This window comes from Roseateles toxinivorans (assembly GCF_004362525.1).
GTDB lineage: Bacteria > Pseudomonadota > Gammaproteobacteria > Burkholderiales > Burkholderiaceae_C > Paucibacter > Paucibacter toxinivorans.
On record NZ_SNXS01000009.1, the window covers coordinates 90,331 to 115,512 of the forward strand.

The 25,182-nt window shown below is 65.1% G+C and carries 22 protein-coding genes and 1 pseudogene; 19 read left to right on the plus strand and 4 right to left on the minus strand.

Going from position 1 to position 25,182, the window contains the following annotated elements; translation table 11 throughout:
* Window positions 1–36: 36 nt before the first annotated feature.
* The 7 genes and pseudogenes from DES47_RS23930 to DES47_RS23960 form a co-directional block, all read left to right on the plus strand.
* On the plus strand, window positions 37–624 hold the full coding sequence (locus DES47_RS23930; protein WP_208115104.1) for a M17 family metallopeptidase: 588 nt from the start codon (window positions 37–39) through the stop codon (window positions 622–624).
* 32 nt (window positions 625–656) lie between these two features.
* Window positions 657–1,607, plus strand: a complete 951-nt coding sequence (locus DES47_RS23935) for a PDR/VanB family oxidoreductase (protein WP_133703287.1) — start codon at window positions 657–659, stop codon at window positions 1,605–1,607.
* A gap of 95 nt (window positions 1,608–1,702) precedes the next feature.
* Window positions 1,703–3,976 (plus strand): TonB-dependent receptor, encoded by a 2,274-nt coding sequence (locus tag DES47_RS23940; RefSeq protein WP_133703288.1) that lies wholly within the window; start codon window positions 1,703–1,705, stop codon window positions 3,974–3,976.
* Window positions 3,977–3,983: 7 nt separating this feature from the next.
* Window positions 3,984–5,390, plus strand: coding sequence for an MFS transporter (locus tag DES47_RS23945; RefSeq protein ID WP_133703289.1), 1,407 nt, complete (start codon window positions 3,984–3,986; stop codon window positions 5,388–5,390).
* A 68-nt stretch (window positions 5,391–5,458) separates the two neighbouring features.
* Window positions 5,459–6,040: a TetR/AcrR family transcriptional regulator gene (locus DES47_RS23950; RefSeq protein WP_166652141.1), complete on the plus strand. Its 582-nt coding sequence runs from the start codon at window positions 5,459–5,461 to the stop codon at window positions 6,038–6,040.
* Window positions 6,041–6,127: 87 nt separating this feature from the next.
* Window positions 6,128–7,441, plus strand: a complete 1,314-nt coding sequence (locus DES47_RS23955) for a M14 family metallopeptidase (RefSeq protein ID WP_133703291.1) — start codon at window positions 6,128–6,130, stop codon at window positions 7,439–7,441.
* Between the two features lie 82 nt (window positions 7,442–7,523).
* Window positions 7,524–7,964: pseudogene (locus tag DES47_RS23960) on the plus strand (2-oxoadipate dioxygenase/decarboxylase family protein); the annotation flags it as partial.
* Between the two features lie 28 nt (window positions 7,965–7,992).
* Here the strand turns inward: DES47_RS23960 and DES47_RS23965 are convergent.
* Window positions 7,993–9,186, minus strand: coding sequence for a tyrosine-type recombinase/integrase (locus DES47_RS23965; RefSeq protein WP_243748442.1), 1,194 nt, complete (start codon window positions 9,184–9,186; stop codon window positions 7,993–7,995).
* A 203-nt stretch (window positions 9,187–9,389) separates the two neighbouring features.
* Window positions 9,390–10,301 carry a YicC/YloC family endoribonuclease gene (locus DES47_RS23970; RefSeq protein WP_133703293.1) on the minus strand — a complete coding sequence of 304 codons (912 nt, stop codon included), beginning with the start codon at window positions 10,299–10,301 and terminating at the stop codon, window positions 9,390–9,392.
* Between the two features lie 28 nt (window positions 10,302–10,329).
* On the opposite strand from DES47_RS23970, the gene DES47_RS23975 reads away from it, so the two are divergent.
* From DES47_RS23975 to DES47_RS24000, 6 genes are all read left to right on the plus strand, one after another.
* Window positions 10,330–11,298, plus strand: a complete 969-nt coding sequence (locus tag DES47_RS23975; RefSeq protein WP_133703294.1) for a serine/threonine protein kinase — start codon at window positions 10,330–10,332, stop codon at window positions 11,296–11,298.
* Window positions 11,295–12,209 (plus strand): PP2C family protein-serine/threonine phosphatase, encoded by a 915-nt coding sequence (locus DES47_RS23980; RefSeq protein WP_133703295.1) that lies wholly within the window; start codon window positions 11,295–11,297, stop codon window positions 12,207–12,209. Before DES47_RS23975 ends, DES47_RS23980 begins: the two co-directional genes overlap by 4 nt.
* 12 nt (window positions 12,210–12,221) lie before the next feature.
* Window positions 12,222–12,947, plus strand: a complete 726-nt coding sequence (gene rph, locus DES47_RS23985) for a ribonuclease PH (protein WP_133703296.1) — start codon at window positions 12,222–12,224, stop codon at window positions 12,945–12,947.
* A gap of 3 nt (window positions 12,948–12,950) precedes the next feature.
* Window positions 12,951–13,556, plus strand: a complete 606-nt coding sequence (gene rdgB / locus DES47_RS23990) for an RdgB/HAM1 family non-canonical purine NTP pyrophosphatase (protein ID WP_133703297.1) — start codon at window positions 12,951–12,953, stop codon at window positions 13,554–13,556.
* A 67-nt stretch (window positions 13,557–13,623) separates the two neighbouring features.
* Window positions 13,624–14,796 carry a radical SAM family heme chaperone HemW gene (hemW, locus tag DES47_RS23995; protein WP_133703330.1) on the plus strand — a complete coding sequence of 391 codons (1,173 nt, stop codon included), beginning with the start codon at window positions 13,624–13,626 and terminating at the stop codon, window positions 14,794–14,796.
* 58 nt (window positions 14,797–14,854) lie between these two features.
* A complete protein-coding gene (locus DES47_RS24000) occupies window positions 14,855–16,072 on the plus strand; it encodes an erythromycin esterase family protein (RefSeq protein ID WP_133703298.1) in 1,218 nt (405 codons plus the stop codon).
* Between the two features lie 17 nt (window positions 16,073–16,089).
* On the opposite strand, the gene DES47_RS24005 is transcribed toward DES47_RS24000, so the two are convergent.
* On the minus strand, window positions 16,090–17,199 hold the full coding sequence (locus tag DES47_RS24005; protein ID WP_133703299.1) for an aromatic ring-hydroxylating oxygenase subunit alpha: 1,110 nt from the start codon (window positions 17,197–17,199) through the stop codon (window positions 16,090–16,092).
* Between the two features lie 479 nt (window positions 17,200–17,678).
* Between DES47_RS24005 and DES47_RS24010 the strand changes: the two genes are divergently transcribed.
* The 6 genes from DES47_RS24010 to ahpF all read left to right on the plus strand — a co-directional run bounded on the left by DES47_RS24010 (window position 17,679) and on the right by ahpF (window position 24,219).
* Complete coding sequence (locus DES47_RS24010; protein ID WP_133703300.1) at window positions 17,679–17,921, plus strand: exodeoxyribonuclease VII small subunit; 243 nt, start codon at window positions 17,679–17,681, stop codon at window positions 17,919–17,921.
* Between the two features lie 2 nt (window positions 17,922–17,923).
* The gene (locus DES47_RS24015; RefSeq protein WP_133703331.1) at window positions 17,924–18,814 is read left to right on the plus strand and encodes a polyprenyl synthetase family protein; all 891 of its coding nucleotides are present in this window, start codon (window positions 17,924–17,926) and stop codon (window positions 18,812–18,814) included.
* A gap of 6 nt (window positions 18,815–18,820) precedes the next feature.
* Complete coding sequence (gene dxs, locus DES47_RS24020) at window positions 18,821–20,743, plus strand: 1-deoxy-D-xylulose-5-phosphate synthase (RefSeq protein WP_133703301.1); 1,923 nt, start codon at window positions 18,821–18,823, stop codon at window positions 20,741–20,743.
* 136 nt (window positions 20,744–20,879) lie between these two features.
* Window positions 20,880–21,674, plus strand: coding sequence for a GTP cyclohydrolase FolE2 (folE2, locus tag DES47_RS24025; protein WP_133703302.1), 795 nt, complete (start codon window positions 20,880–20,882; stop codon window positions 21,672–21,674).
* Between the two features lie 174 nt (window positions 21,675–21,848).
* On the plus strand, window positions 21,849–22,412 hold the full coding sequence (gene ahpC / locus DES47_RS24030; RefSeq protein ID WP_133703303.1) for an alkyl hydroperoxide reductase subunit C: 564 nt from the start codon (window positions 21,849–21,851) through the stop codon (window positions 22,410–22,412).
* Window positions 22,413–22,665: 253 nt separating this feature from the next.
* Entirely contained in the window at window positions 22,666–24,219 is a 1,554-nt protein-coding gene (gene ahpF / locus DES47_RS24035; protein WP_133703304.1) for an alkyl hydroperoxide reductase subunit F, read from the plus strand.
* On the opposite strand, the gene rarD is transcribed toward ahpF, so the two are convergent.
* Window positions 24,220–25,116 (minus strand): EamA family transporter RarD, encoded by an 897-nt coding sequence (gene rarD / locus DES47_RS24040; protein ID WP_133703305.1) that lies wholly within the window; start codon window positions 25,114–25,116, stop codon window positions 24,220–24,222.
* Window positions 25,117–25,182 lie beyond the last annotated feature (66 nt).

Sequence of the window (25,182 nt, forward strand, 5' to 3'; positions counted from 1 at the left end):
ACCCCACCGGGTCCGCAATTTATGACGGGCACACCCATGAGCGAACCAAATGACCACCGCGCCATCGGCCCTGCGGCCTACCGGCAGAACGAGGTGGTGAGGGCGGCCAACGGCACCGCGATAGAGATCGCGCACACCGATGCCGAGGGGCGCATAGTGCTGGCCGACACGTTGACGCTCGCCTCGCGCGACGCCCCGGCCTTGATACTCGACTACGCCACACTCACTGGGGCGTGCACCGCAGCGCTCAGTTCACGCATGAGCGGTGTCTTCACGAATCGCCCGCAGTGGGTGCCTGCGTTGATCCGGAGTGGCCAGGATTCGGGCGAGCGCGTCTGGCCGTTTCCCCTGCCGCTCGACTACGAGGAGGCGATCAAGAGCGAGGTTGCGGACATCCGGCAATGCGCGCTCGAAGCCGAGGCCGACCACATCCTGGCGGCGGTGTTCCTGCGCCGGTTTCTCGTGGGCGATCCAGCCTGGATCCACATCGACCTGTCCTCCGGCAAGCACAAGGGCGGGCTCGCCCATGTCCCGACGGATGTGACCGGCTTCGGCGTGCGTTACACACTCAATCTGCTACTGGACCAGCTGTTGCTCGACCAGCATTTGCCGGCATCGGCCTAGCGGAAGAAGGGGTCTCGTACATCATGACTACGATGGAACTGGTTGTCACCAGGACGACGCGGGAGGCGGAGGGTGTTCGCGGCTTCGATCTCCGGCGGGCCGATGCAACACCCCTGCCGGTGTTCACGGCCGGCGCCCACATCGACCTGCACCTTCCCAATGGCTTGACCCGCCAGTATTCGCTGCTGAATGACCCGCGGGAGCGCCACCGCTACTGCCTGGGCATCAGCTTGCCGGCGGACTCTCGCGGTGGATCGCGCTACCTGCATGAGCATGTGAAGGCGGGGGACCGCCTGACGGCCGGGCAACCGCGTTCACTCTTCGCCATCGATGCCGCCGCCGCAGAGCACGTCTTCATCGCTGGCGGCATCGGCATCACGCCGTTCATGAGCATGATCCGCTGGTGCGAGGCGCATGGCCAGCGCTGGCGCCTGCTGTATTGTGTCCGCTCGCGGGCCCGCGCGGCCTTCCTGTGGGACCTGGCGGCCTATCACGAGCGGGTGCTACTGTATGTCGATGAAGATGCCGGGGAGGGCCATCCAGACCTTCGTGGGTTTCTCTCGGACGCGCCTGCCGCAAGCCATGTCTACTGCTGCGGCCCCGCGCCGCAAATGCAGGCCGTTGCGGCCGCCGCCGCCGGGCTGGGCATCGACGCCGGCGCGGTGCACTTCGAACGCTTCAGCGCTGGCCAACTGGCGCCTACCGACGGGGGCGACAGGCCCTTTGACATCGTTCTCCAGCGCCACGGAGGCCACTTCACCGTGCCCCCGGGCGCGACCATTCTCGAAACGCTGGAGCGCAACGGCCTGTCGATGCCGTTCTCCTGCCGCGAGGGGCTGTGCCGGGCCTGCGAAGTGCCGATGCTGGCCGGAAAAGCGGACCACCGCGACTCTGTCCTGAGCCAGGCGGAGCGCAACGCCCACACGTCGATCATGCCCTGCATCTCGCGGGCGGTGTCCGGCGAGCTGGTGCTGGATATTTAGTCCCCGCACCGAGCAATCTCTGTTGACGGCAGTAGCCATCCACGTTAATCTTTAAAAAAACGGACCGATCGGTCTTTATTAACTGGAGACAGAACATGAGTTGGATTTGTGCAAACACACTAGGCAGCCATTGCCGGCTGCTGGGTCTTGTCGCCGCGTTGGCCTCGGCGGCTGGCCCCGTGGCCCTGGCCCAGGGTGCGGACCCTGCAGCCGGCGAGAAGCCCGCGGCTTCGCCCAATGCGGCGCAGAAGGACGCTACGGCGCTGGCGAGCGGAAAGTCCGAGGTGCTGGACACGGTGGTGATCACCTCCAACAAGCGACGGCAGTCGCGCGAAGAAGTCGCCGGAACCATCACCTCGCTGAGCGGCGCCAGCCTTGAGGCCGCCGGGATCAAGGATGCGGAGGGCGCGTTGCGCCTGGCGCCCGGCGTGCAGACGAACAAGGGCGATCCCGACCAGTCGCTGCCCACCATCCGCGGTGTTGGCACCGTCACCAACACCCAGGCGCTGGGCCTCCAGCAGTCCACCACAGGGATCTATGTAGATGACGTGCCCTTCACCGACCCTGTCGGCGTGACCGCGACGGAAGACCTGGCTCCCTTCGATCTGGAGAGCATCGACATCCTCCGTGGCCCCCAGGGCGCCTTGTATGGCTCATCGTCGCTCGGCGGCGCGATCCTCTACAAGCTCAACAAGCCCAACCTCAAGCGCCAGGAGTTCGCCTTGCAGGTCGATGTGGCGGGTGTGGCGGGTGGCGGCACCGATCGCTCGGCCTACGCGCTCTTCAACGCGCCGCTGTCGTCCGACGTTGCGGGCGTCCGGATCGTGGCCTTCGACCGCCGGGACAGCGGCTACATCGACAACCTGGGCACCGGGGAGTCGAAGGCGAACACCCTGCACCAGCGGGGGGGGCGCATCATCGGCCTGTTCAAACCCACGCCGGGCATCAAGGTCACGACGACCCTGCTGACGCAGGAAACCCAGATCGGCGACGGGTTCGCGGTTGCGCCGTCCGAACACGAGCGCAGCATTTCCACCCCGACACCGTCGACCCGCAAGGGCCGCTTCACTTTCGGCAACGTCCAGGTCGAGGCCGACCTCTCGGGCTACACCCTGACCAGCAGCACGGCCGTGCTCACCAAGAATGTGTGGGCACAACCGGACCTCTCTGCCGGGTGGGGTGACATCGGCACGGTCGAAGGCCTGGCCTTGCTGCCGCTGGTGAAAGGCACCAGCAAGGCTCACACCCACACCGTCTCCGAAGAACTGCGCATCGCCAGCCCCGCCAGCGCCCGCCTGAACTTCGTCGCCGGGCTCCTGTACCAACGCTACAAGGACTCCTTCGATGCGCGCATCACGGCACCCGGCGGGGCCGATCGTTGGGGCGCCGAGCTGATGCCCAATGACCTGGTGCTGGTGGAGAACGACCACAGCCTGATGACGGAAAGCGCGGTGTTCGCGGATGCGGAGTACCGCGTCACCCCGGCATTCAGCCTCGGCCTCGGCGGGCGCTTCTACCGCAACACGCAGCGGCAGTTCGCGAACTCCCAGACCTTGCCCGAGGTCTTTGGTGAGGCGCCCGAGTTCTTGGCCATCAGCTCGGATTCCGGCCTCACGCCCAAGATCAGCGCCAAGTACAAGTTCGAGAACGCGCTGTGGTACGCCTCGGCCGCGAAGGGCTATCGGTTCGGCGGGATCAACTACGGCTCCAACACCAGGTATCAGCCGGATTCCTTGTGGAGCTATGAGACCGGCCTGCGGGTGAGCCTGTCCAAGGAGCTCCGTTATGACGTGGCCGTCTACTGGGTCAAATGGAACGATGCCCAGGTCAACGCGCGGGTGGGCACGGGCGAGCTTTCCTACTATGGGATTGCCAATGTGGGCAAGGCCACCGTCAAAGGCATCGAAACCAATGTCGACTGGAACCCTGTGCAAAGCCTGGCCCTGAAACTCTCCGGCGCTTATGTGGATGCGCGCACGTCGAGCGAGTTCGAGTCGTCGAACGGCTTCCCCGTGCCCTCGGGAACGAGGCTGCCGGGCACGCCCCGCTTCCAGAGTTCGCTGACGGCGAATTGGAGCTTTGCCGGCCCCTTCGACAGCAGCGGGCGGCTGGGCTTGTCCCACAGCTTCATGGGCCGGCGCAAGACGAACATCGACGGGCCGGGCGAGCTGTCCAGCTACCAGCAGCTCGACACGCGCCTGGCCTTCGGGTGGGACAAGGTGGAACTCTCCCTCTACGTGAACAACCTGACCGACAGCCACGGGGCCAGCGGGGGATCGATCACGCAGACGCTGGGAGGCAACTTCTACGGCCAGTACTATCCGATCAAGCCGCGCACCGTCGGTCTGAGCTTGCGCTACGACCTCTGAAAGACGTATGGAAGGTCCTAGGAAATCCGATGCGGTCGCAGCCATCGCCGCGACCTGTGTCTTCACCGCGCTGGATGCGGCCATGTCCCCGGGCCAGGCGGATGTGCTCGCCACATTCCACTTGTCTATCGCGGAATACGGGTGGGCATCGGCGGTGCAGTTCCTGTCGGTGGCGATCCTCACGCCCGTAATCGCCAGGTTCGGCGACCTTTACGACAAGCGGGCCGTCACCGGCATTTCCATGGCGATCGCCTGCTTGGGGGCGCTGGTCATCGCGTGCGCACCCACTCAGTTTGCCTATGTCATCGGGCAGGCCCTGCTGGGCGCCTGGGTGGGCGGCTCCACCGTGGCCGTGGCGCTCATGGCGGAACTGCTGCCACCGAAGAAGCAGGCGAGCGGGCAGGGCCTGATCCAAGGCGCATCAGGCGTCTTCGCCGCGGCCGGGCTGCTGGGGGCCGGGCCGGTCATCGCCTCGCTCGGCACCAGCTCCCTGTTCTGGTTGCCAGTCGTGCTCGTGGGTCCCTGCGTGCTGTTTCTAGTTCGGGTCGGGCGCAGAGGGGAGGGTGTTGTGGCGCGGGCCGGCAGCCACCGGATGCTCGACCTGAAGGGGGCGGCCTTGCTGGCGCTGATGCTGACGCTCTTCTCAGGCAGCATGCAATTCGTCCTTGATGGCGGGTGGATCACGGCGCTCTCGATCGCCGGCCTAGCCGTGCTCGGCGCCGTTGTGCTGCCGAGGTGGATGCGGGCCGAGCGCGAGCATCCCGAGCCGCTGGTTGATGTGCAGCTGTTCTCGCGGTGGGACATCTCGTGCATCCACGTCATGGCGCTCCTGCTGGGCATTGCCAGCACTGCCATGTACGTGCTGTTCCCCATGCTGATTGGGGCCGCCAGCGCGGGCGGCGCGGGGTTTGGCTCGAGCGCCTCAGTGGTGGGCTGGTTGCTGCTGCCGACGGGCCTTGTCGGCTTCCTGCTGATTCCGGCCTACGGCGTCCTGGACCGGCACCTCAAGCCGAGCAGCGTGCTGGCACTCGGCTTCGGCATCCTGGCTATTGCCTTGTTGCTGCCGATCAGGTGCCACCAGGCGGTCTGGCAGCTGCTGGTGGCCACAACGCTGTTCGGCATCGGCATGTCGATCGCACTGACCCAGGGGGTGGCCGAGCTGATGCGACGCGTTCCCGAAGAGCGCGCCTCCAGCGCCAGCGGCACCTTCTTCATGGCCAAGACCCTGGGTGGCGCATTGGGCGCCCAGATCGCGGTGGCGGCCCTGGGCGCCAGCGCCGAGCAGTCCGCTCTGGCGGATCTCGGGCAACTGGCGCTCGCCTTGAGCCTGGCGGCGGCAGCCAGCGTGGCCGGCATGGCGCTGGCCCTCAGCATGGGACGCGCACCCTGGCGGCTGCGCGTGGCACGCAGCTGACAAGCCATAATATGTTTCCACGCCAGACCAGACCCACGAACACTATGCCCGCTCGCTCCGCCGTATACATGGAAGACATGCGAGAGCGTATTCTGGACGCGACCCTACGGTGCCTGGACCGCAGCGGCTTGGCCAATGCGTCCCTGAGCGAGATATGCCAGGAGGCCAAGATCAGCCGCGGCGCGCTCTACGTGCACTTTGCAAGCAAGAGCGAAATCCTGTGCTGCACGGTGGCGCGCGCCACCGAGAGGTGGTTGACGGTATCAACATTCCATGACGTTCCCACGCTGCGCGACTTTCTCGTCGCCGAATACGACCTTGGCGGCGTCGATCTGCAGCAGGGCATCTATGTCGAGATGGAGCTGCTGGCGGCGGCGCGGACCGACTTGGCGTTGCGGGAGGCCGTGCGGCAGTCCAGCGACGCGCGCGCGGACATGATCCGCGTCAGCATGGCGGGCCTCCAGGCGAAAGGGCATCTGCGGGCCGGGCTGTCGTCCGAGATCGCGGCGCACCTGGTGGGCTGCTTCCTCGATGGGATCTTCGTTCACGCCTTGGGCGACCGAGGTGACCGCAAAATGCACATCGCCGCCGTCAACACCCTGCTGGCGGGCCTGCTCACGCCCAAGGCCTTGAAAAGCCTGCCCCCCTGAGAAAGCCACCGTGCGGCGCTCAAGTCGCCGCGACGATGACCTTTTATTTGCCATAAATAACCAACCGGTCGGTTTTATTTGATAATCATGAACATTCAGTCCTTTCTTGATGGCGACCCGCGGGCCTTGAAAATACCGACCTTCGCGGAGATGCAGCGCAGGACAGACAGTCTCCGCACCCATGCTGGCGTGGCGGTGGAGCAGATCGGCACTGACCGCTTCGGAACGCCGATCGAGATGATCTCCATCGGCGAGGGCGCGACCTCTATCCTGGTAGTCGGCGCCCCCCATCCCAACGAGCCGATCGGCTGCATCGCCATCGAGTGGCTGATCGCGCAACTGTGCGATGACAGCGGGATGCGCCTCGACCCTGGGCTCCGCTGGCACTTCATCAAGTCGATCGAGCCCTATGCGCTGAAGCAGAACGAAGGGTGGTTCTCGCAGCGGGACCTGCCCGCGTATCTCCATCACTTCTACCGCCCCGCGCTCGCGCAGCAGGCCGAGTACACCTTTCCTTCGAAGGTGTGGCAGCCGCCGCATCATCGAAGCACTGTCGAGAACCTCGCCTACCAACGCGCCTTGCAGCTGGCGCGCCCGGACCTGCTGGTGAGCCTGCACAACGCCGAAAACGCGGGGGCCTTCTACTATCTCTCGCGCGAGGACATGGGCCTGGCCTCGGCCTTGTCGCGGCAGGCGCAAGCGCGCGGCCTGGCCCTGAACACCTGCGGCGAAGGCCTGTTCGGAGCCAAGGACACTCAGTTGGCACCGGGGGTGTTCTTCTACCCGTACTCGCAGCCGGGCCCCAGGGAGGCGTGGCCGATGGCGGGCGTCTCCGTCGGCGACTACCTCGCGGAGAACGGCCACTCCACGCTGGTGCTGGTGCCTGAAGTGCCATGTCTGGCGGATGTGGCGCTGGCACCCGGCGCCTCAATGGATGAAGACCTCCTGATCGCCAGCCTGGCCATCGATCGCGGCATCGTGGAGTCCCTAACGGCGGTGGTCAGCGCCATCGCTGAGGATGCGAGTCCCCTGGAGGCACTTTATGCGGAGGCGATCCAGGACAGCATGATCGCGGCCTTTGAACTGCCTTGGTTGGAGATGCTGAAAGGCCAGACCGGGCCCCAGGAATACCGGGCCCAGTTGCTCGGCTGCAGGATCCTCGGGCTGCGCCCGCTGGCGGGCATCAGGCGCCTGGCTGCCATGCGGGCGGCGCGGCCAGGGAGCCCGGCGCTGCTGAAGCTGGCAGCCACCGCGCACTTGGTGGCGGAGAACCACCTAGCCGCGGCAGTGGCCGAGCCTGCGCTGCGCTACGGCCTGCGGCCGGTGTCACTGCAGCTCGTGGTCTCCAATCATCTGGACGCCATCTTCACCGCGGTGGCCCGTGTCAGAGGTCACGTCTGATCGCTTTCAAGGCGCCATCACAGTTACGCCGCTTACCCCTCCTGTAGCCGTTCCGGCGGTGTTGTCCCTTGCATCGCTTGTCATGAGCACCTCTGGTTTCGTCTCTCCCCATGAAATCCGCACCCGCTTTTCGGCAGCGATGTCGGAGATGTACCGGCAGGAAGTGCCCCAATACGGCACGCTGGTTGACCTGGTGGCGGATATGAACGCGCGGACCCTCGGCTGCGATGGCCTGCGGCCACAGGAGGCCAGGCCGGCTTCCGAGCGGCGGATAGACCTAGAGCGGCACGGGGCCATCCGCCTGGGAACGGCGGCCGAGTTGGCCGTGGTGCGGCGCATTTTTGCCGTGATGGGCATGCTGCCGGTGGGTTATTACGACCTTTCGGTGGCGGGCGTGCCCGTGCACGCCACGGCGTTCAGGCCCGTCGGCGAAGAGGCGCTGGAGAAGAGCCCGTTCCGTGTCTTCACCTCCCTGCTCAGGCTGGAGCTCATCGAAGACGAACAACTCCCAGAGAGGGCGGCCGTGACTGAGACCTGACCAGCAACTCAGTTCATTTCGACAGTGCCATCCTGCGCTCAGTAAAGTAGTCATGAAGATCATAAATGCCTTGTGTACCGGCCAGCTTGTGACTCAGCACCCGTTCGGCGATGTGCCAGTCGATGCCCATCCCTGCCAAATGCGTCCGCGCCGTCCGCCTCATGTGATGGACGGTGAAGTGCTTAACACCAGGCATCGGAAGACGTTTCAAGGCCAAGTTGAGCCTGTCTGGACTGATGTGACCAAAGCGGTTGCTTCGCGCCACTCCGTTGCGAACGCGAATCTGCAGCCTGGAGGGAAACAGGTAAGGGCTCCCGGCTGCGAACACTCGCAATTCGTGAAGCCAGGTGATCACTGCAGGACAAAGAGGAATCTGAATCGTTTGCTCGGTCTTGGTCCTGGACTGGTGCAGCGACCACACACTACGCTCAAGATCAAAGTCACTCCACTTGGCGCCGAGGAGTTCCATTTTGCGAACGCACAGTGCCAGCAGCAGCAGGACTGCAAGTTCGCGTTGCCTGCTGAACGAATCGGTCGCCGGCATTGCGTCCAACAGCGCGCCGAGTTCGTCTCGTGACAACCAGCGTTTGCGAGGGGACTCGCTACCGCCAGCGTCCGAGAGATCAAAACCTGCCACCGGATTGCCTTCAATCCATCTGCGTTTTGCCGCGAAGTGGAACATGCGAAACAGGTAGCGCAGGGCCTCGTTGGCGACGGTCGGCGCACCGGCGGCAACGATACGAGCCAGGACGAGGTCAATGTGCGCGGGCCGAACTTCGGAGATCGGCAGCTTGCCGATGGTCGGCTTGATGTAGTTCCGTATCACCCGCTCGACCACGCCAGGGTGTTTGAGCCTGTTGGCGATATGGCGCTCGTACCACGCTTGAGCTAGACCTGAAACATTGTGCTGTTCGAGAATCGCCAGTTTCTCGACTTGCTTCTGGACGGCAACGTCGATGCCGTGCTGGACGAGCAAGCGCTTCTGCCGGGCAAGTTCGCGCGCCGCCTTGAGGGTCAGGTCTGGATACCGTCCCAGCGTCAGCTCCCTTTGCAGGCCTGCAACGCGATATCGCAGCACCCAGGACGCTTTGCCCAGCGCTGCGCTGCGTGGGCTCGATACGAAGGTGAGTCCATCACCGACCCCGCGAGTGGTTGCGCCTGAAGCACGCGAGGCTAGAAGCTTCTTGTCAGTTACACGGTCTGTCATAGCAATCTCCAGCAGATCACGAGGGCGTGTGTAGCTTTTTGTGTAACAAGCCGCGGAGCGGCCTGAATTGGAATTTCCCACACAAATAACCACATACAAAGCGCGCGCTTTGCCTGGATTGCCTGAAATCGCCTGGGACTAAGAAACAGCTCTAAGTCATTGATTGTATTATGGTTTTTCGTCTTCTTGAGGCGCTATGAACCCTATTCAATGTTTTGCACCTGCTCGCGCAGCTGCTCGATCGCGACCTTCATCTCGACCGATATATTCGTCAACTCCAGTGCCGCGGCCTTGGAGCCCAGGGTGTTGGCCTCGCGCAGCAGCTCCTGAATCAGGAAGTCCAGCCGCTTGCCGACCTCGCCGCCGACCTTCAGCAGGCGGGCGATTTCGTCCAGATGCGAGCGCAGCCGCGCCACTTCCTCGGCCACATCGATGCGTATCGCATAGGCGGCGGCCTCGTTCAGCGCGCGCTCCTGCAGCGCCTCGCGGGGGATGGTCTGGGCCGCACCGGTGGCCTCCAACGCTTCCTGCCAGCGCTCCAGAAAGCGCTGCTGCTGGCGCTGCACCACGGCAGGCACCAGCGGCTCGGCCTGGGCCGCCAGCTCGCGCAGGCGGTTGACCCGCTCCATCAAGATGGTGACCAGCTTGTCGCCTTCGCGGGCGCGGGCCTCGGCGAGACCTGCGATGCAGCGCTTGGTGGCATCTAGCGTCGCCTCGTCCAGCCGCTCGCTGCCGGTGCCGCCCTTGCACCACTGCAGGACCTCGTGCACGCTCAGGGATTGCGCCTTGGGCAGCCAGCTCTGCACCGAACTCTCCAGCCTTGAGAGGCGGTTGAGCTGATCGGGCTGCGGCTGGGGCCAGGCCGAATCGGTCTCGCGCTGGGTGTTGATGCGCAGCTCGATCTTGCCGCGCCGGAACTTGGCCGTGATCAGATCGCGCAGCGCGGGTTCCAGCGAGCGCAGATCGTCGGGCAGGCGAAAGCCCAGATCCAGGAATCGGCCGTTGACCGAGCGCAGCTCGACGGTGACGGTGGCTGAGGCGGCAGCGGCTGCTTCGCCGCCCTCGGAAGGGCGGGAGGAGGCGCTGGCGTAGCCGGTCATGCTGTAAACTGCCATGTAGCTTTCGGACGAGCAAAACCCGATTATGTCAAAGCCGAAACCGGCACCCTTGCCTGCGGGGACCGTCGTTGGGGGATATCAGATTGTCAAGCGACTGGCAGCAGGCGGATTTGGCGTGGTGTATCTCGCCGAAGACCCTGAGCACCGGCTCGTGGCCCTGAAGGAATATCTGCCGTCTTCACTGGCAGAACGCTCCCCAGGAGAACTGACCCCCCGCGTCAAACCCGAGAAACAGCCCCTGTATCGACTCGGGTTGAAAAGTTTCTTTGAGGAAGGCCGTTCGCTGGCGCAGATCTCGCATCCCAGCGTCGTCTCGGTGCTGAACTTCCTGCGCGAGAACGAAACCGTCTACATGGTGATGAACTATCTGCAGGGCGACACCCTGCAGGACTTCATCGTCACCGCGCGCGAATTGAAGCGTGACAAAGTGTTTCGCGAATCGACGATTCGCAGCCTCTTCGACGAGATCCTGCGCGGCCTGCGCATCGTCCACCAGCACAAGATGCTGCACCTGGACATCAAGCCGGCCAATATCTTCATCACCAATGACAACAAGGCCGTGCTGCTGGACTTCGGCGCCGCCCGCGAGGTGCTGAGCAAGGAAGGCAACTTCATCCGCCCGATGTACACGCCCGGCTTTGCCGCGCCCGAGATGTACCGGCGCGATGGCACGCTTGGCCCCTGGACCGACATCTACGCCATCGGCGCCTGCATCTACGCCTGCATGCAGGGTTATCCGCCGAACGATGCGCCACAGCGCATCGAGAAGGACCGCATCGCGCTGAGCCTGTCGCGCCTGCGCAATATCTACTCCGACAACCTGATCGAGGTCACCGAGTGGTGCATGTCGCTGGACCCGCTGGCCCGGCCGCAGTCGGTGTTTGCCTTGCAAAAGGAGTTGGCCCGCGAGACCGAGCGCCGCTACACCAAGCTGAGCTTCAGCGAGCGTTTGAAGCTGCAGCTTGAGAATCTGAAGACCGGGGCCAAGCCATGAGGTTCAGCGTCTTTCAGGTCAGCCGGCGCGGCGGCCGCGAGAAGAACGAGGACCGCATGGGCTATAGCTACACGCGGGACGCCGGCCTGTTCGCGCTGGCCGACGGCATGGGCGGCCACCCCGAGGGCGAGGTCGCGGCCCAGCTGGCGCTGCAGACCATGTCCGGCATGTTCCAGCGCGAGGCCACACCGGCCCTGGCCGACCCGGCCAAGTTCCTGCAGGAGGGCATTCTGGCCGGCCATCTTCAGTTGCTGGCCTATGCCGCCTCCAAGGGCATGACAGACACGCCGCGCACCACGCTGGTGGCCTGCATCCTGCAGGGCAATGCCGCCTACTGGGCACATTGCGGCGACTCGCGGCTGTACCTGGTGCGCGGCGACAAGCTGATCGCCCGTACCCGCGACCACTCGTACAGCGAGCTGCAGGAGGCCCTGGGCCGCAGCCCGGCCGCCGGCGAGCATTTCAACCGCAATGTGCTGTTCACCTGCCTGGGCAGCCCCGGCAAACCGATGGTGGACACCACCGGCCCGATGCTGCTGCAGGATGGTGACCGTCTGCTGCTGTGTTCTGACGGCCTCTGGGGCACCGTCAGCGATGAGGTCATCACCGAGCAACTGGTCAAGCTGCCGATTGCCGACGCGGTGCCCGAGCTGGTCGAGCGGGCTTTGCGCAACGGCGGTCCGCGCTGCGACAATGTCACCGTGCTGGCCGTCGAATGGGAGGCCGGCGAGGACGTGACTCTGGGTATCTCGACCCAGTCGCTCAGCGACGACGAGTTCGCCTCCACCATCCAGGCCGCAGCGGCCAGTGACGAAGAAGACAACCCCGAACTCGACGAGGCCGAGATTGAACGCTCGGTCCGCGAAATCAACGAGGCCATCGTACGGCGCTCGTCCAAGAAAACCCCCTGAAGGATTGCTCTCATGACTTTTGTCCGCACGGACGCACGTGGCGCAGATGCTCTGCGCCCGGTACGCTTGACACGCCACTACACCAAACATGCCGAGGGCTCGGTGCTGGTGGAGTTCGGTCACACCAAGGTTTTGTGCAACGCCTCCGTTGAAGAACGCGTGCCGCCGCACAAGCGCGGCAGCGGCGAGGGCTGGGTCACGGCCGAGTACGGCATGCTGCCCCGCGCCACCCACACGCGCAGCGACCGCGAAGCCGCCAAGGGCAAGCAGAGCGGCCGCACGCAGGAGATCCAGCGCCTGATCGGCCGCTCGATGCGCTGCGTGTTCGATCTCAAGCTGCTCGGTGAACGCACGATACAGCTGGACTGCGATGTGCTGCAGGCCGATGGCGGCACGCGCACGGCGGCGATCACCGGCGCCTACGTGGCCGCCCACGATGCGGTCAGCTGGCTGCTGGCCCAGGGCAAGATCAGCCAGTCGCCGCTGAAGGATGCGGTGGCCGCGATCTCGGTGGGCATGCTCAAGGGCACGCCGCTGCTGGACCTGGAATACATCGAAGACTCGGCCTGCGACACCGATATGAATGTGGTGATGACCGGCTCCGGCGGCTTTGTTGAGCTGCAGGGCACGGCCGAGGGCGAGGCCTTCACCCGCGCGCAGATGGATGCGCTGGTCGGCCTGGCCGAGAAGGGCATCCGCGATCTGCTGGCCTTGCAGCGCCAGGCCTTGGGACTCTGAGCGATGAGGCTTGTTCTTGCGTCGAACAACGCCAAGAAGCTGGCCGAGTTGCAGGTGCTGTTCACGCCGCTGGGGATGGACCTGGTCACGCAGGGCTCGCTGGGCATTGCCGAGGCCCAGGAGCCCTTCCACACCTTCGTCGAGAACGCGCTGGTCAAGGCCCGGCATGCTGCACATGAGAGCGCGTCGGCAGCGATCGCCGATGACTCGGGCTTGAGCGTCGAAGCGCTGGGTGGCGCGCCGGGTGTGCTGTCGGCGCGCTATGCGACCTTGTTCGATCGCCCCAAGAGCGACGCCGACAACAACGCCGTGCTGCTGGAGCAGATGCAGGGCAAGTCGGACCGCGCCGCGCGTTTCGTCTGTGCGCTGGTCGCCGTGCGCTCCGCCGATGACCCGGAACCCTTGATCGCGATGGGGCGCTGGCAGGGCCAGCTGTTGACCACGCTGCAAGGCGCGGGCGGTTTCGGCTACGACCCCTTGCTGTTCATCCCTTCACTGAATGCCAGTGTGGCGCAGCTCAGCGCCGAGCAGAAGAATGCCTTGAGCCACAGGGCTTTGGCTTCGGTTGATCTGCTCAAGCAGATGCGCGAGGTCTGGCATCTTGGCTGAGGAACGGCCCATCGCTTTGCCGGTGTCGCCACAGGGCGCGGACCTGGCTCAGCGTCTGGTGCAGCTGATGCGCCCGGGCACTCTGAGCCTGCAGGCGCTGCCGCCGCTGTCGCTGTACGTGCACCTGCCCTGGTGCCTGAAGAAATGCCCCTACTGCGACTTCAACTCCCATGAGTGGAGGAAAGACGGCGAGCTGCCCACCGAAACCTATCTCGACGCCTTGCGCAGTGACCTGGAGGCGGCACTGCCGCTGATCTGGGGCCGGCGTGTCGTCAGCATCTTCATCGGCGGCGGCACGCCCAGCCTGTTCCCGCCGGCGGCGATCGAGCGCCTGCTGGCCGACATCCGCGCCCGCGTGCAGCTCGAACCCGGCTGCGAGATCACGCTTGAAGCGAATCCGGGCACCTTCGAGAAGGACCGCTTCCGCGGTTTTCGCGAGGCCGGCGTCACACGGCTCTCGATAGGCGTGCAGAGCTTTGACGATGCCAAGCTGGCGGCGCTGGGCCGCGTGCACAACGCGGAGCAGGCGCAGGCCGCCGTCGAGGAGGCCGCCCAGGCCTTCGAGACTTTCAATATCGACCTGATGTATGCGCTGCCGGGCCAGAGCATCGCCGAGCTCGATCAGGATCTGAGCCGTGCGCTGGCCTTCAAGCCGCCGCATCTGTCGGTCTATCACCTGACGATAGAGCCGAACACGATGTTCGCGCTGAACCCGCCGGTGGTGCCCGATGACGATCTGGCCTCGGACATGCTGGACCTGATCACCGCCCGCACCGGCGCCTTGGGCATGGAACGCTACGAGGTCTCGGCCTATGCCCGGCCCGGCCACCGCTGCGCGCACAACCTGAACTACTGGCAGTTCGGCGACTATCTGGGCATAGGCGCCGGCGCCCACAGCAAGCTGAGCTTTGCCCACCGCATCCTGCGCCAGGTGCGCTGGCGCGAGCCGGCGGCTTTCATGAGCCATGCGGCCCAGGGCAACGCGGTGTCCAATGAGAACGAGGTCAAGCGCAGCGAGCTGCCCTTCGAGTACATGCTCAACGCACTGCGCCTGCGCGACGGCGTGGAGCTGCTGCGCTTCTCCGAGCGCACCGGCCTGCCGCTGAGCAGCATCAAGGCCGGCCTGGAGCAGGGGCGCGAGCGGGGCCTGCTGGAGCCGGATCCGGCACTGCTGCGACCGACCGCCCGCGGCTTCGATTTCCTCAGCGATCTGCAAGCCCTTTTTCTGCCTAAGTCCTAAGCCTTTCTTAATCTGCCCCCCGCTAAGCTCTCCGGCCCTACAGGCATGAGGTCGAGTGATGACAAATGGATTCAAGTGGGCAGCCTGTCTGCTGTTGGTATCGGCACAGGCGGCAATGGCGACTGGTGACGGGGCCGTTGACTGGGTGGCCAGGCATGCGGCCCCGATGCCGGCACGCGCGGCGGCCGACCTCAGCGATGCCCAGTTGCAGGCCTTTGGCGATGCGGTCGGCCCGGCGCGGGTGGTGGCCCTGGGCGAGCAGACCCATGGCGGACGCGAGGAGTTCGAGCTGCGCCTGCGGCTGCTGCGCTATCTGCACGAGAAGAAGGGCTTCGATGTGTTGCTGCTGGAAAGCGGTGTGTTCGACGTCGCGCTGCTGCAGCAGGCCATGCAGCGTGGCGAGAAGCTCGATGTGCTGGCCCCCGGCAATGTGTTCTATATGTACTCGAAGAGCGATGCCGGTCGCGGCCTGCTTCGCTATCTGGACCAGCGCCAGGCCGGCCCCCGACCACTGCTGCTCTCGGGCATCGACAGCCAGCTCAGCGGCGGGCTGAGTCAGCGTGAGCTGCTGCCGCGGCTGAAGACCTGGGTGTCCAATGGAGAGGCCGATTGGCCGCTGTTCGAGCGTCTGGCCGCTGCGCTGTTCGCGCTCGATCGGCGTGCGCCGCCGGCCGCCGAGCAGCAGCGTTTCGATGCGCTGGCGGCCCGTCTGCGCGCGAAACTGTGCGATGCCGGCGCTGGCGACGGCCTGCTGTGCCGCAGCCTGGCCAGCCTGCAGGCCCAGGCGGCTACCCTGTGGCGCGGCGACTACCAGCGCGACCATGCGATGGCCGAGAACATGCTGTGGCAGTTGGAACAGCTCTACCCGGGCAAGAAGGTGGTGGTCTGGGGTCACATCATCCACCTCGCCCGCGGCGTGAAAATGGACGAGCAGCACCGCTTTGCCGGCGACATCCTCGGCGAGAAACTGGGCCGCGACTACTACGTGCTGAACACGACGGCGCTGCAGGGCAGCTTCCTCGAGTTTGCCTCCGGGCAGGTGCAGCCCGTGCCGCCGGCCTATCCGCGCAGTCTGGAATCTGCGCTGGCCCAGAGCCCGGCCGATTTCATCTTCCTGAACGCGCCGCGGCCCATGCAAGCCGGCGTCGCCGGCCTGCCGGCACGCTCGATGGAGTTCGGCTACGGCCTGCCCGCCGGCTCGGCCTCGGGCCTCGGCGGGCACTGGGACGGCGTGTTCTACATCCGCGAGATGCGGCCGGTGACGATGGAGCGCTGAGCGGGTGGGCGCTGAATTCAGCGCACCATCGCCTTGCGGTACCACTGATGGAAGTGGCGCATGCCATCTTCCATCGGGCTCTGGTAGGGGCCTGATTCGTCGTCGCCGCGCTCGAACAGTGCCTTGCGGCCCAGGTCCATGCGCTCTGCGATCTCGTCGTCCTCGATGCAGGTCTCCATATAGGCGGCCTGCTCGGCCTCGATGAAGTCGCGCTCGAAGGCGGCGATCTCTTCGGGGTAGTAGAACTCGACCAGGTTCAGCGTCTTCTGCGGGCCCTTGGGTATCAGGGTCGAGACCACCAGCACATGGGGGTACCACTCGACCATGATGTGCGGGTAATAGGTCAGCCAGATCGCGCCATGCTTCGGAGTCTGGCCCTGGCTGTACTGCAGCACCTGCTCATGCCACTTGGCATAGGTGGCCGAGCCCGGCTTGGCCAGCGCGTTGTGCACACCCACCGTCTGCACCGAATGGTGGCGGCCGAATTCCCAGGCCAGATCGTCACAGCTGACGAAGTGGCCCAGGCCGGGGTGGAAGGGCGCAACGTGATAGTCCTCCAGGTAGACCTCGATGAAGGTCTTCCAGTTGTAGTTGCACTCGTGCACATGGACCTTGTCCAGCACATAGCCGGTGAAGTCGAGTTCGGCGCGAGGCCCCAAGTTGGCGAGGTCGGCGGCAATGTCCCTGCCGTTGTCCTCAAACAACATTCCGTTCCATTCTCGCAATCGGTAACGATTGAGATGCAAGCAGGGATCCTCGGCGAAGTGCGGCGCGCCGACCAGCTCGCCCTGCAGGTCATAGGTCCAGCGGTGGATGGGGCAGACGATATTGCTCTTGGTGTTGCCGCGGCCGCGCAGCATCAGCGCCTGGCGATGGCGGCAGACATTCGATAGCAGCTCTATGCCCTGGGGCGTGCGCACCAAAGCGCGGCCCTCGCCCTCCTGGGGAAGGGCGTAGTAGTCGCCTATCTCGGGCACGGCCAGCGTGTGGCCGAGATAACGGGGCCCGTGCTGAAAGATCAGCTCCTGCTCTCTGCGGAACAGGCCCTCATCGAAATAGCTGGATACGGATAGTTGAGTGCTGCGGCTGCGCTCAAGAGCCTCAAACGCGATGCTCAGGTCGGACATGATCCAAGAGGGTCTCCAAAAACCAATGTCAACCGCCCACGCCCTCGGGACGGGTGGGTTTGTCGGGGCACCGGCACCGTGCCGGCAAGAAAAAACAATGCGCGGCAGTTGCCGCGCGAGGGCGGGATTGTACCCAGCCCCCATTTTTCGGGTTGGGAAAGCGCAATCGCGCTGAAATCGGCGGAGCGAGCCGACGGTCGGAACCCCGACTGTTCGCTCTGCGGTTGGCATCCGTCTTGATGCGTGGGAAAATATCCCACAAACTATTGCGGGAGTGAAAAATGCCTCGTGAACACCCGGACCGGATCGCTTGCGCGGGCCCGGCTTCGTCGACGCAGCAGGGATGGCCCCTAGGGTATGTACTGCTCTGTTTGCCCGGATGGGTCTTCGTCTCCATGCTTGCAAACCACCTTGCGCGCGTCACGTCTGGCCCGGAGTGCAGAGTGCACCCGATTACAATGGAAGTTTCGCCCGTTGAAATGACCAAGACCTCTACCACCACACAGAAGCGTGCTGCGCCCGCGAGCTATGAAGAGGCGCTGGCCGAACTGGAGCGCCTGGTGGCCAGCATGGAGGCCGGCCAGCTGCCGCTGGACCAGTTGCTGGGCAGCTATCAACGAGGCGCGGAATTGCTGGGCTACTGCCGCTCGCGGCTGCAGGCCGTGGAGAGCCAGGTCAAGCTGCTGGAAGACGGGGAGCTCAAGGTGTGGGAGGGATCATGAATATGCGGACCGCAGAGTTCGAGACGTGGGTGAGCAGGACCCTGCAGCAGGTCGAGGAGGCATTGGAGCGGTGGGTGCCCAGTGATGCACCGGCCGGTCTGGGCGAGGCCATGCGCTACGCCGTGCTGGGAGGTGGCAAGCGCCTGCGCCCGCTGCTGGTGATGGCCACCTGCGAGGCCGTTGGCGGCCAGCCCGAGGCGGCGTTGCGCGCGGCCTGCGCGGTGGAGCTGATCCATGCCTACTCGCTGGTGCATGACGACATGCCCTGCATGGACGATGACGTGCTGCGCCGCGGCAAGCCCACCGTCCATGTGCAGTTCGGCGAAGCCCAGGCCATGCTGGCCGGTGACGCGATGCAGGCCCTGGCCTTCGAGGTGCTGACGCCCGAGGGCGAGCAGGTGCCTCCTGCGCTGCAGGCCCGCCTGTGTTCGTTGTTGGCCCGCTCGGCTGGTCACGCCGGCATGGCCGGTGGCCAGGCCATAGACCTGGCCAGCGTCGGTCATCCCTTGGACGAGCCTTCGCTGCGCGATATGCACCGCCGCAAGACCGGCCTGCTGCTGCAGGCCAGTGTGCTGATGGGGGCGGCCTGCGGCAACACCAGCCCCGCTACCTGGGCCGCGCTGGCCGACTACGGTTCGGCCATCGGCCTGGCCTTCCAGGTGGTGGACGATATTCTTGATGTGACCCAGGACTCCGAGGTGCTGGGCAAGACCGCCGGCAAGGATCAGGACGCCAACAAGCCGACCTTCGTCAGCGTGCTGGGTCTGGACGCTGCGCGCCGCCATGCCGAGGAACTGCGCGACCATGCCCACCGGGCCCTGGCCGCCAGCGGCCTGAGCAATGCCGCGCGGCTGAGCATGCTGGCCGACAAGGTCGTTGAACGGGACAGCTGACACGACATGAAATATTCGCTTCTGAACACCATCAACAGCCCGGCGGATCTGCGCCGCCTGCCGCGCCATGAGTTGCAACGGCTGGCCGATGAGCTGCGCGCCTTCGTGCTGGAGAGCGTGTCCAAGACCGGTGGCCACCTGTCATCGAACCTGGGCACGGTGGAGCTGACGATCGCGCTGCACTATGTGTTCAACACGCCCGAGGACCGTCTGGTCTGGGATGTGGGCCACCAGACCTATCCGCACAAGGTGCTGACCGGCCGCCGCGACCGCATGGGCACCCTGCGCCAGCTGGGCGGCATCGGCGGCTTCCCGCGCCGAGACGAGAGCGAGTACGACACCTTCGGCACCGCCCACTCCAGCACCTCGATCTCGGCCGCGCACGGCATGGCCATGGCGGCCAAGATCAAGGGCGAGGACCGCAAGGCGGTGGCCATCATCGGCGACGGGGCGATGACCGCAGGCATGGCCTTCGAGGCTCTGAACAACGCCGGCGTGGCCAACGCCGGCATGCTGGGCGACATGCTGGTGGTGCTGAACGACAACGATATGTCGATCTCGCCGCCGGTGGGTGCGCTGAACAAATACCTTGCCCGCCTGATGAGCGGCAAGTTCTACGCCACCGCGCGCGAAGGCGCCAAGCAAGTGCTGAAGAATGCGCCGCCGCTGTTCGAGCTGGCACGGCGCTTCGAGGAGCATGCCAAGGGCATGGTCGTGCCGGGCACGATCTTCGAGGAGTTCGGCTTCAACTATGTCGGGCCCATCGACGGCCATGACCTCGACTCGCTGATCCCGACGCTTGAGAACCTGCGTGACCTGAAAGGCCCGCAGTTCCTGCATGTGGTGACCAAGAAGGGCTTTGGTTACAAGCTGGCCGAGGCCGATCCGGTCAAGTACCACGCCGCCTCGGGCAAGTTCAATCCGGCCGAGGGCTTTGCCAAGGCCACCGGCCCGGCCAAGCCGGCCTTCATGCATGTGTTCGGCCAGTGGCTGTGCGATATGGCCGAGAAGGACAAGCGTCTGGTCGGCATCACGCCGGCGATGCGCGAGGGCTCGGGCATGGTCGAGTTCCACAAGCGCTTCCCGACCCGTTACCACGACGTCGGCATTGCCGAGCAGCATGCGGTGACCTTTGCCGCCGGCATGGCCTGTGAGGGCATGAAGCCGGTGGTGGCGATCTACTCGACCTTTCTGCAGCGTGGCTATGACCAGCTGATCCATGACGTGGCAATCCAGAACCTGCCGGTGCTGTTTGCGCTGGACCGCTCGGGCCTGGTCGGTGGCGATGGCGCCACCCATGCCGGGGCCTATGACCTAGCCTATCTGCGCTGCATTCCGAATATGAGCGTGCTGGCTCCGGCCGACGAGAACGAGTGCCGCCAGTCGCTGTACACCGCCTTCCTGCAGGACAGCCCGACCGCCGTGCGCTACCCGCGTGGCACCGGCGTCGGCGTCGAGATCCAGACCGAGATGACGGCCCTGCCCTGGGGCAAGGGCGAGATCCGCCGCGAGTCGGGCATTGCCCAGGGCCGTGGTGCGCAGCGCATCGCCATCCTGGCCTTTGGCACCCTGCTGTACCCGGCCCTGAAGGCGGCCGAGCAACTCGACGCGACGGTGGCCAATATGCGCTTCGTCAAGCCGCTGGACGATGAGCTGGTGGCCGAGCTGGCGCGCACGCACGATGCGCTGGTGACGGTGGAAGAGGGCTGCGTGATGGGTGGCGCCGGCAGCGCTGTGCTGGAGTCGCTGCAGAAGTCGGGCCTGAACCTGCCGGTGCTGCAGCTGGGCCTGCCGGACGAATTCGTCGAGCACGGCGATCCGGCCAAGCAGCTGGCGGGCTGTGGCCTGGATGCGGCCGGCATCGAGCAATCGATACTGCAGCGCTTCGGCTCCCGTCCGACCCTGGTGCGGCCCGCCGCCAGCAGCTGAGTTCCCTGCCCGGGCCGTTGACGGCTCGGTGATAACCCTCGGGCAGCAGGGCGCTGCGTTTGCTGTCATTCTTGCCACCATCGACCTACCCTTTGTCCGGGTCCGCCCCCGGCGCCGCTCAGCGGCGAAGCGAACCATGAACCAAATCACCGATCTGCTGCACATCCCCGACACCCAGAGCGAGCGCGACGAGCGCCATCTGGTCATCCAGCGCGTGGGCATCAAGGACGTACGCTATCCGATGCAGATCCGCGTCGCCGGCAAGTCGCAGCCGACCGTAGGCCAGTGGACCCTGGATGTGGCCCTGCCGGCGGAGAAGAAGGGCACGCATATGTCGCGCCTGATCGCCTGGCTGGACTCGCTGAATCGCCCGCTTGATGCCGCCACCCTGAAGACCGAGCTGGCGCTGATGCTGGACAAGCTGCATGCCAGCGAGGGCCGTATCGAGGCCCGCTTCCCGTTCTTCATCCGCAAGCGCGCGCCGGTGTCCGGGGTCGAGAGCCTGCTCGACTACCAGGGTGCCTGGATCGCCGAAACCCGCGGTGGCCGCACCGCCATCTGGGCCGAGGTGGCCGTGCCGGTGAAGAGCCTATGCCCCTGCTCCAAGGAAATCTCCGACTACGGCGCGCACAACCAGCGCTCGCTGGTGACCGTCAAGGTCGAGCTGATCGGTGAAGAAATCCCCTGGAATCAGCTGGTGCGCTTCGCCGAGGAAAGCGCCTCCAGCGAAATCTGGCCGCTGCTGAAGCGCCCGGACGAGAAGTGGGTCACCGAGCGGGCCTACGAGAACCCCAAGTTCGTCGAGGACCTGGTGCGTGATGTCGCGCTGCGCCTGAATGCCGATGCCCGCATCGGCCGTTACAACGTGGATGTGGAGAACTTCGAGTCCATCCACAATCACAGCGCTTACGCCCACATCGAACGCAACTGAGTTGCCGGCACGCAGCTGCCGGCGTTCTGTCGGCAGCCTGAAACATCTGCCTGAGAGACTTGACCACCCCAGTCGATAGCCAAGCCCAATCACATCGATTTGATTAATCAAAACTAACGATAACGTGTTTTCGATATAGTTCATCCATCCCTTCAACACCAACGGAAGTTCTCAATGTCCCTGATCAATACCCAAGTCCAGCCCTTCAAGACCGAAGCCTTCCACAACGGCAAGTTCATCACCGTCACCGAGGAGTCCCTCAAGGGCAAGTGGTCCGTGCTGATCTTCATGCCGGCAGCCTTCACCTTCAACTGCCCGACCGAAGTCGAGGACGCGGCCGACCACTACGCCGAGTTCCAGAAGGCCGAGACCGAGGTCTACATCGTCACCACCGATACGCATTTCGCGCACAAGGTCTGGCACGAAACTTCGCCGGCCGTCAGCAAGGCCCGCTTCCCCCTGGTCGGCGACCCGACGCACCAGCTGACCAACGCCTTCGGCGTGCACATCCCCGAAGAAGGCCTGGCCCTGCGCGGCACCTTCGTGATCAACCCTGAAGGCATCATCAAGACGGCCGAAGTGCACTCGAACGAGATCGCCCGCGACGTCAAGGAAACCCTGCGCAAGCTCAAGGCTGCCCAGTACACCGCCAAGAACCCTGGCCAGGTCTGCCCTGCCAAGTGGAACGAAGGCGCCAAGACCATCGCTCCGTCGCTGGACCTGGTCGGTAAGATCTAAAGAGATGACCCACCCCCGGAGCGCCTGCGGCGCTCCCCCTCAAGGGGGCCGAAGCCGGACACAAACAGTCCTGAGGACCGTTTGTGCCTGCCGAGGGCCAGGGCCTCTGGTCCTGGCGAGCCCAGTGGCCCGGCAAAGCCGGTTCCACGGGCTCCGCTCGGTAAATACCTCCGAGCCGCACTGAAAGCGTCCTGATCTGCGTGGGCGCTTTCAGAGTGGCTTATCCCGCCACGCCTGATCAAGGAGCCCCACCATGTTGGACGACACCCTCAAATCCCAGCTCAAGTCCTATCTCGAGCGCGTCACCCTCCCGTTCGAGATCACCGCCTCGCTGGACGATGGCGACAGCGCCCGTGAGATGCTGGCCCTGCTGCAGGACATCGCCGTGATGTCCGACAAGATCACGTTGAAGACCGACGGCCATGATGCCCGCAGGCCCTCGTTCAGCTTGCAACGTACCGGCACGAACCAGAGCCTGCGCTTTGCCGCCATTCCGCTGGGCCATGAGTTCACCTCGCTGGTGCTGGCCCTGCTGTGGACCGGCGGCCACCCGCCCAAGGCTGAGGCGGATGTCATCGAGCAGATCAAGGCGCTCGATGGCGACTACGCTTTCGAGGTCTATATGAGCCTGACCTGCCACAACTGCCCGGACGTTGTGCAGGCGCTGAGCCTGATGTCGGTGCTCAACCCCAAGGTCAAGACCGTCATCGTCGACGGCGCGCTGTATCAGGCCGAGGTGAACGAGCGCGAGATCATGGCCGTGCCCAGCGTCTATCTGAACGGCCAACCCTTCGGTTCGGGCCGCATGACAGTGGAAGAGATCGTCGCCAAGCTCGATACCGGTGCCGGCACCAAGGACGCAGCCAAGCTGTCGGCCAAGGAAGCCTTCGACGTGCTGGTTGTCGGTGGTGGCCCCGCCGGCGCCGCAGCTGCGGTCTACGCGGCACGCAAGGGCATACGCACGGGCATCGCCGCCGAGCGTTTCGGCGGTCAGGTCAATGACACCTTGGCAATCGAGAACTACATCTCCGTGCTGGAGACCGACGGGCCGAAGTTCGCCACGAGCCTGGAAGCCCATGTGAAAGCCTATGGCGTGGACGTGATGAATCTGCAGCGCGGCGACAAGCTGATCCCGGCCGCCGCGCCGGGCGGCCTGATCGAGGTGCAACTGGCCAATGGCGGTTCGCTCAAGAGCAAGACCGTGATCCTGTCCACCGGTGCGCGCTGGAGGAATGTCAATGTGCCCGGCGAGCAGCAGTACAAGAACAAGGGCGTGGCCTATTGCCCGCACTGCGACGGGCCGCTCTTCAAGGGCAAGCGGGTGGCAGTGATCGGCGGCGGCAACTCGGGCGTCGAGGCGGCCATCGATCTGGCCGGCATCGTTACCCATGTGACCCTGATCGAGTTCGGCGACGCGCTGCGTGCCGACGCCGTGCTGGTGACGAAGCTCAAGAGTCTGGCCAACGTCACCATCCACACCAACGCTCAGACCACCGAGCTGACCGGCGACGGCACCAAGCTGAACGGCCTGACGTACACCGATCGGATCAGCGGCGAATCACGTCATATCGAGCTGGAAGGTGTGTTCGTGCAGATCGGCCTGGTGCCCAACACCGAATGGCTGAAGGGCGTGGTCGAGCTGAGCAAGCACGGCGAGATCATCGTCGATGCACGGGGCCAGACCTCGGTGCCGGGCGTGTTTGCTGCCGGTGATGCGACGACCGTGCCCTTCAAGCAGATCATCATCGCCGCCGGCGATGGCGCGAAGGCTGCCCTGGGCGCCTTTGACCACCTGATGCGCAACTGATCAGGCGGGCAGCGGCGCCGGGCGCCAGCGGGTCCACAGGCTCTCGAGGCTGTAGACCGCCAGCGCCAGCCAGATCAACGCAAAGCCGATCAGGCGCGCCGGCTGAAAGGGCTCGTGAAAGATCCAGACGCCGAGGCCGAACTGCAGGGTTGGGGCAATGTATTGCAACAGGCCGAGCGTCGTCATCGGGATGCGCCTGGCTCCCGAGGCGAAAAGCAGCAGCGTCACTGCGGTCAGCGGGCCGGCCAGCAGCAGCAGCGCCAGCGTTGCCCCGTCGCCCGCGACCAGGGCGCCGTGGCCCTGCCAGCTCCACCAGGCCAGGGCGGCGATGGCCACGGGGGTCAGTATCAGCGTCTCCAGCGTCAGGCCCTCCAGCGCGCCCAGTGGCGCGATCTTGCGCAACAGACCATAGAAGCCAAAGCTGAAGGCCAGGGCGAGGGCTACCCAGGGCAGGCGGCCGGCCTGCAGGGTCAGCCACAGCACCCCGGCCGCGGCCAGGCCCACGGCCAACCACTGCAGCTTGCGCGGCCGCTCGTGCAGGACCAGAAAGCCCAGGGCCACATTGACCAGCGGATTGATGAAGTAGCCGAGGCTGGCGTCCAGCACATGGTCGTTCTGCACCGCCCAGACATAGACCAGCCAGTTGCAGGCCAGCAGCAGGGCGGACAGCGCGAAGGCCGCCAGCACCCTGGGTTTGCCCAGCAGATCGCGCATCCACGCAAAGCGCTTCATCACGGCCAACACCAGCAGCACAAAGAGCAGGGACCAGACCGTGCGATGCGCCACCACCTCGGCCGGGTTCACATGGCCGAGCAGCTTGAAGAACAGCGGAAACAGGCCCCAGCAGGCATAGGCAAGGGCGGCGCTGAGCACGCCTTTGGAGTAGGAGGAATTCATCGTAGGCCGGGAAACTGGGTTGGGCATTGTCGCCAGTGAGCCGGCGTTGCGCAGGCTGGCGGCCTA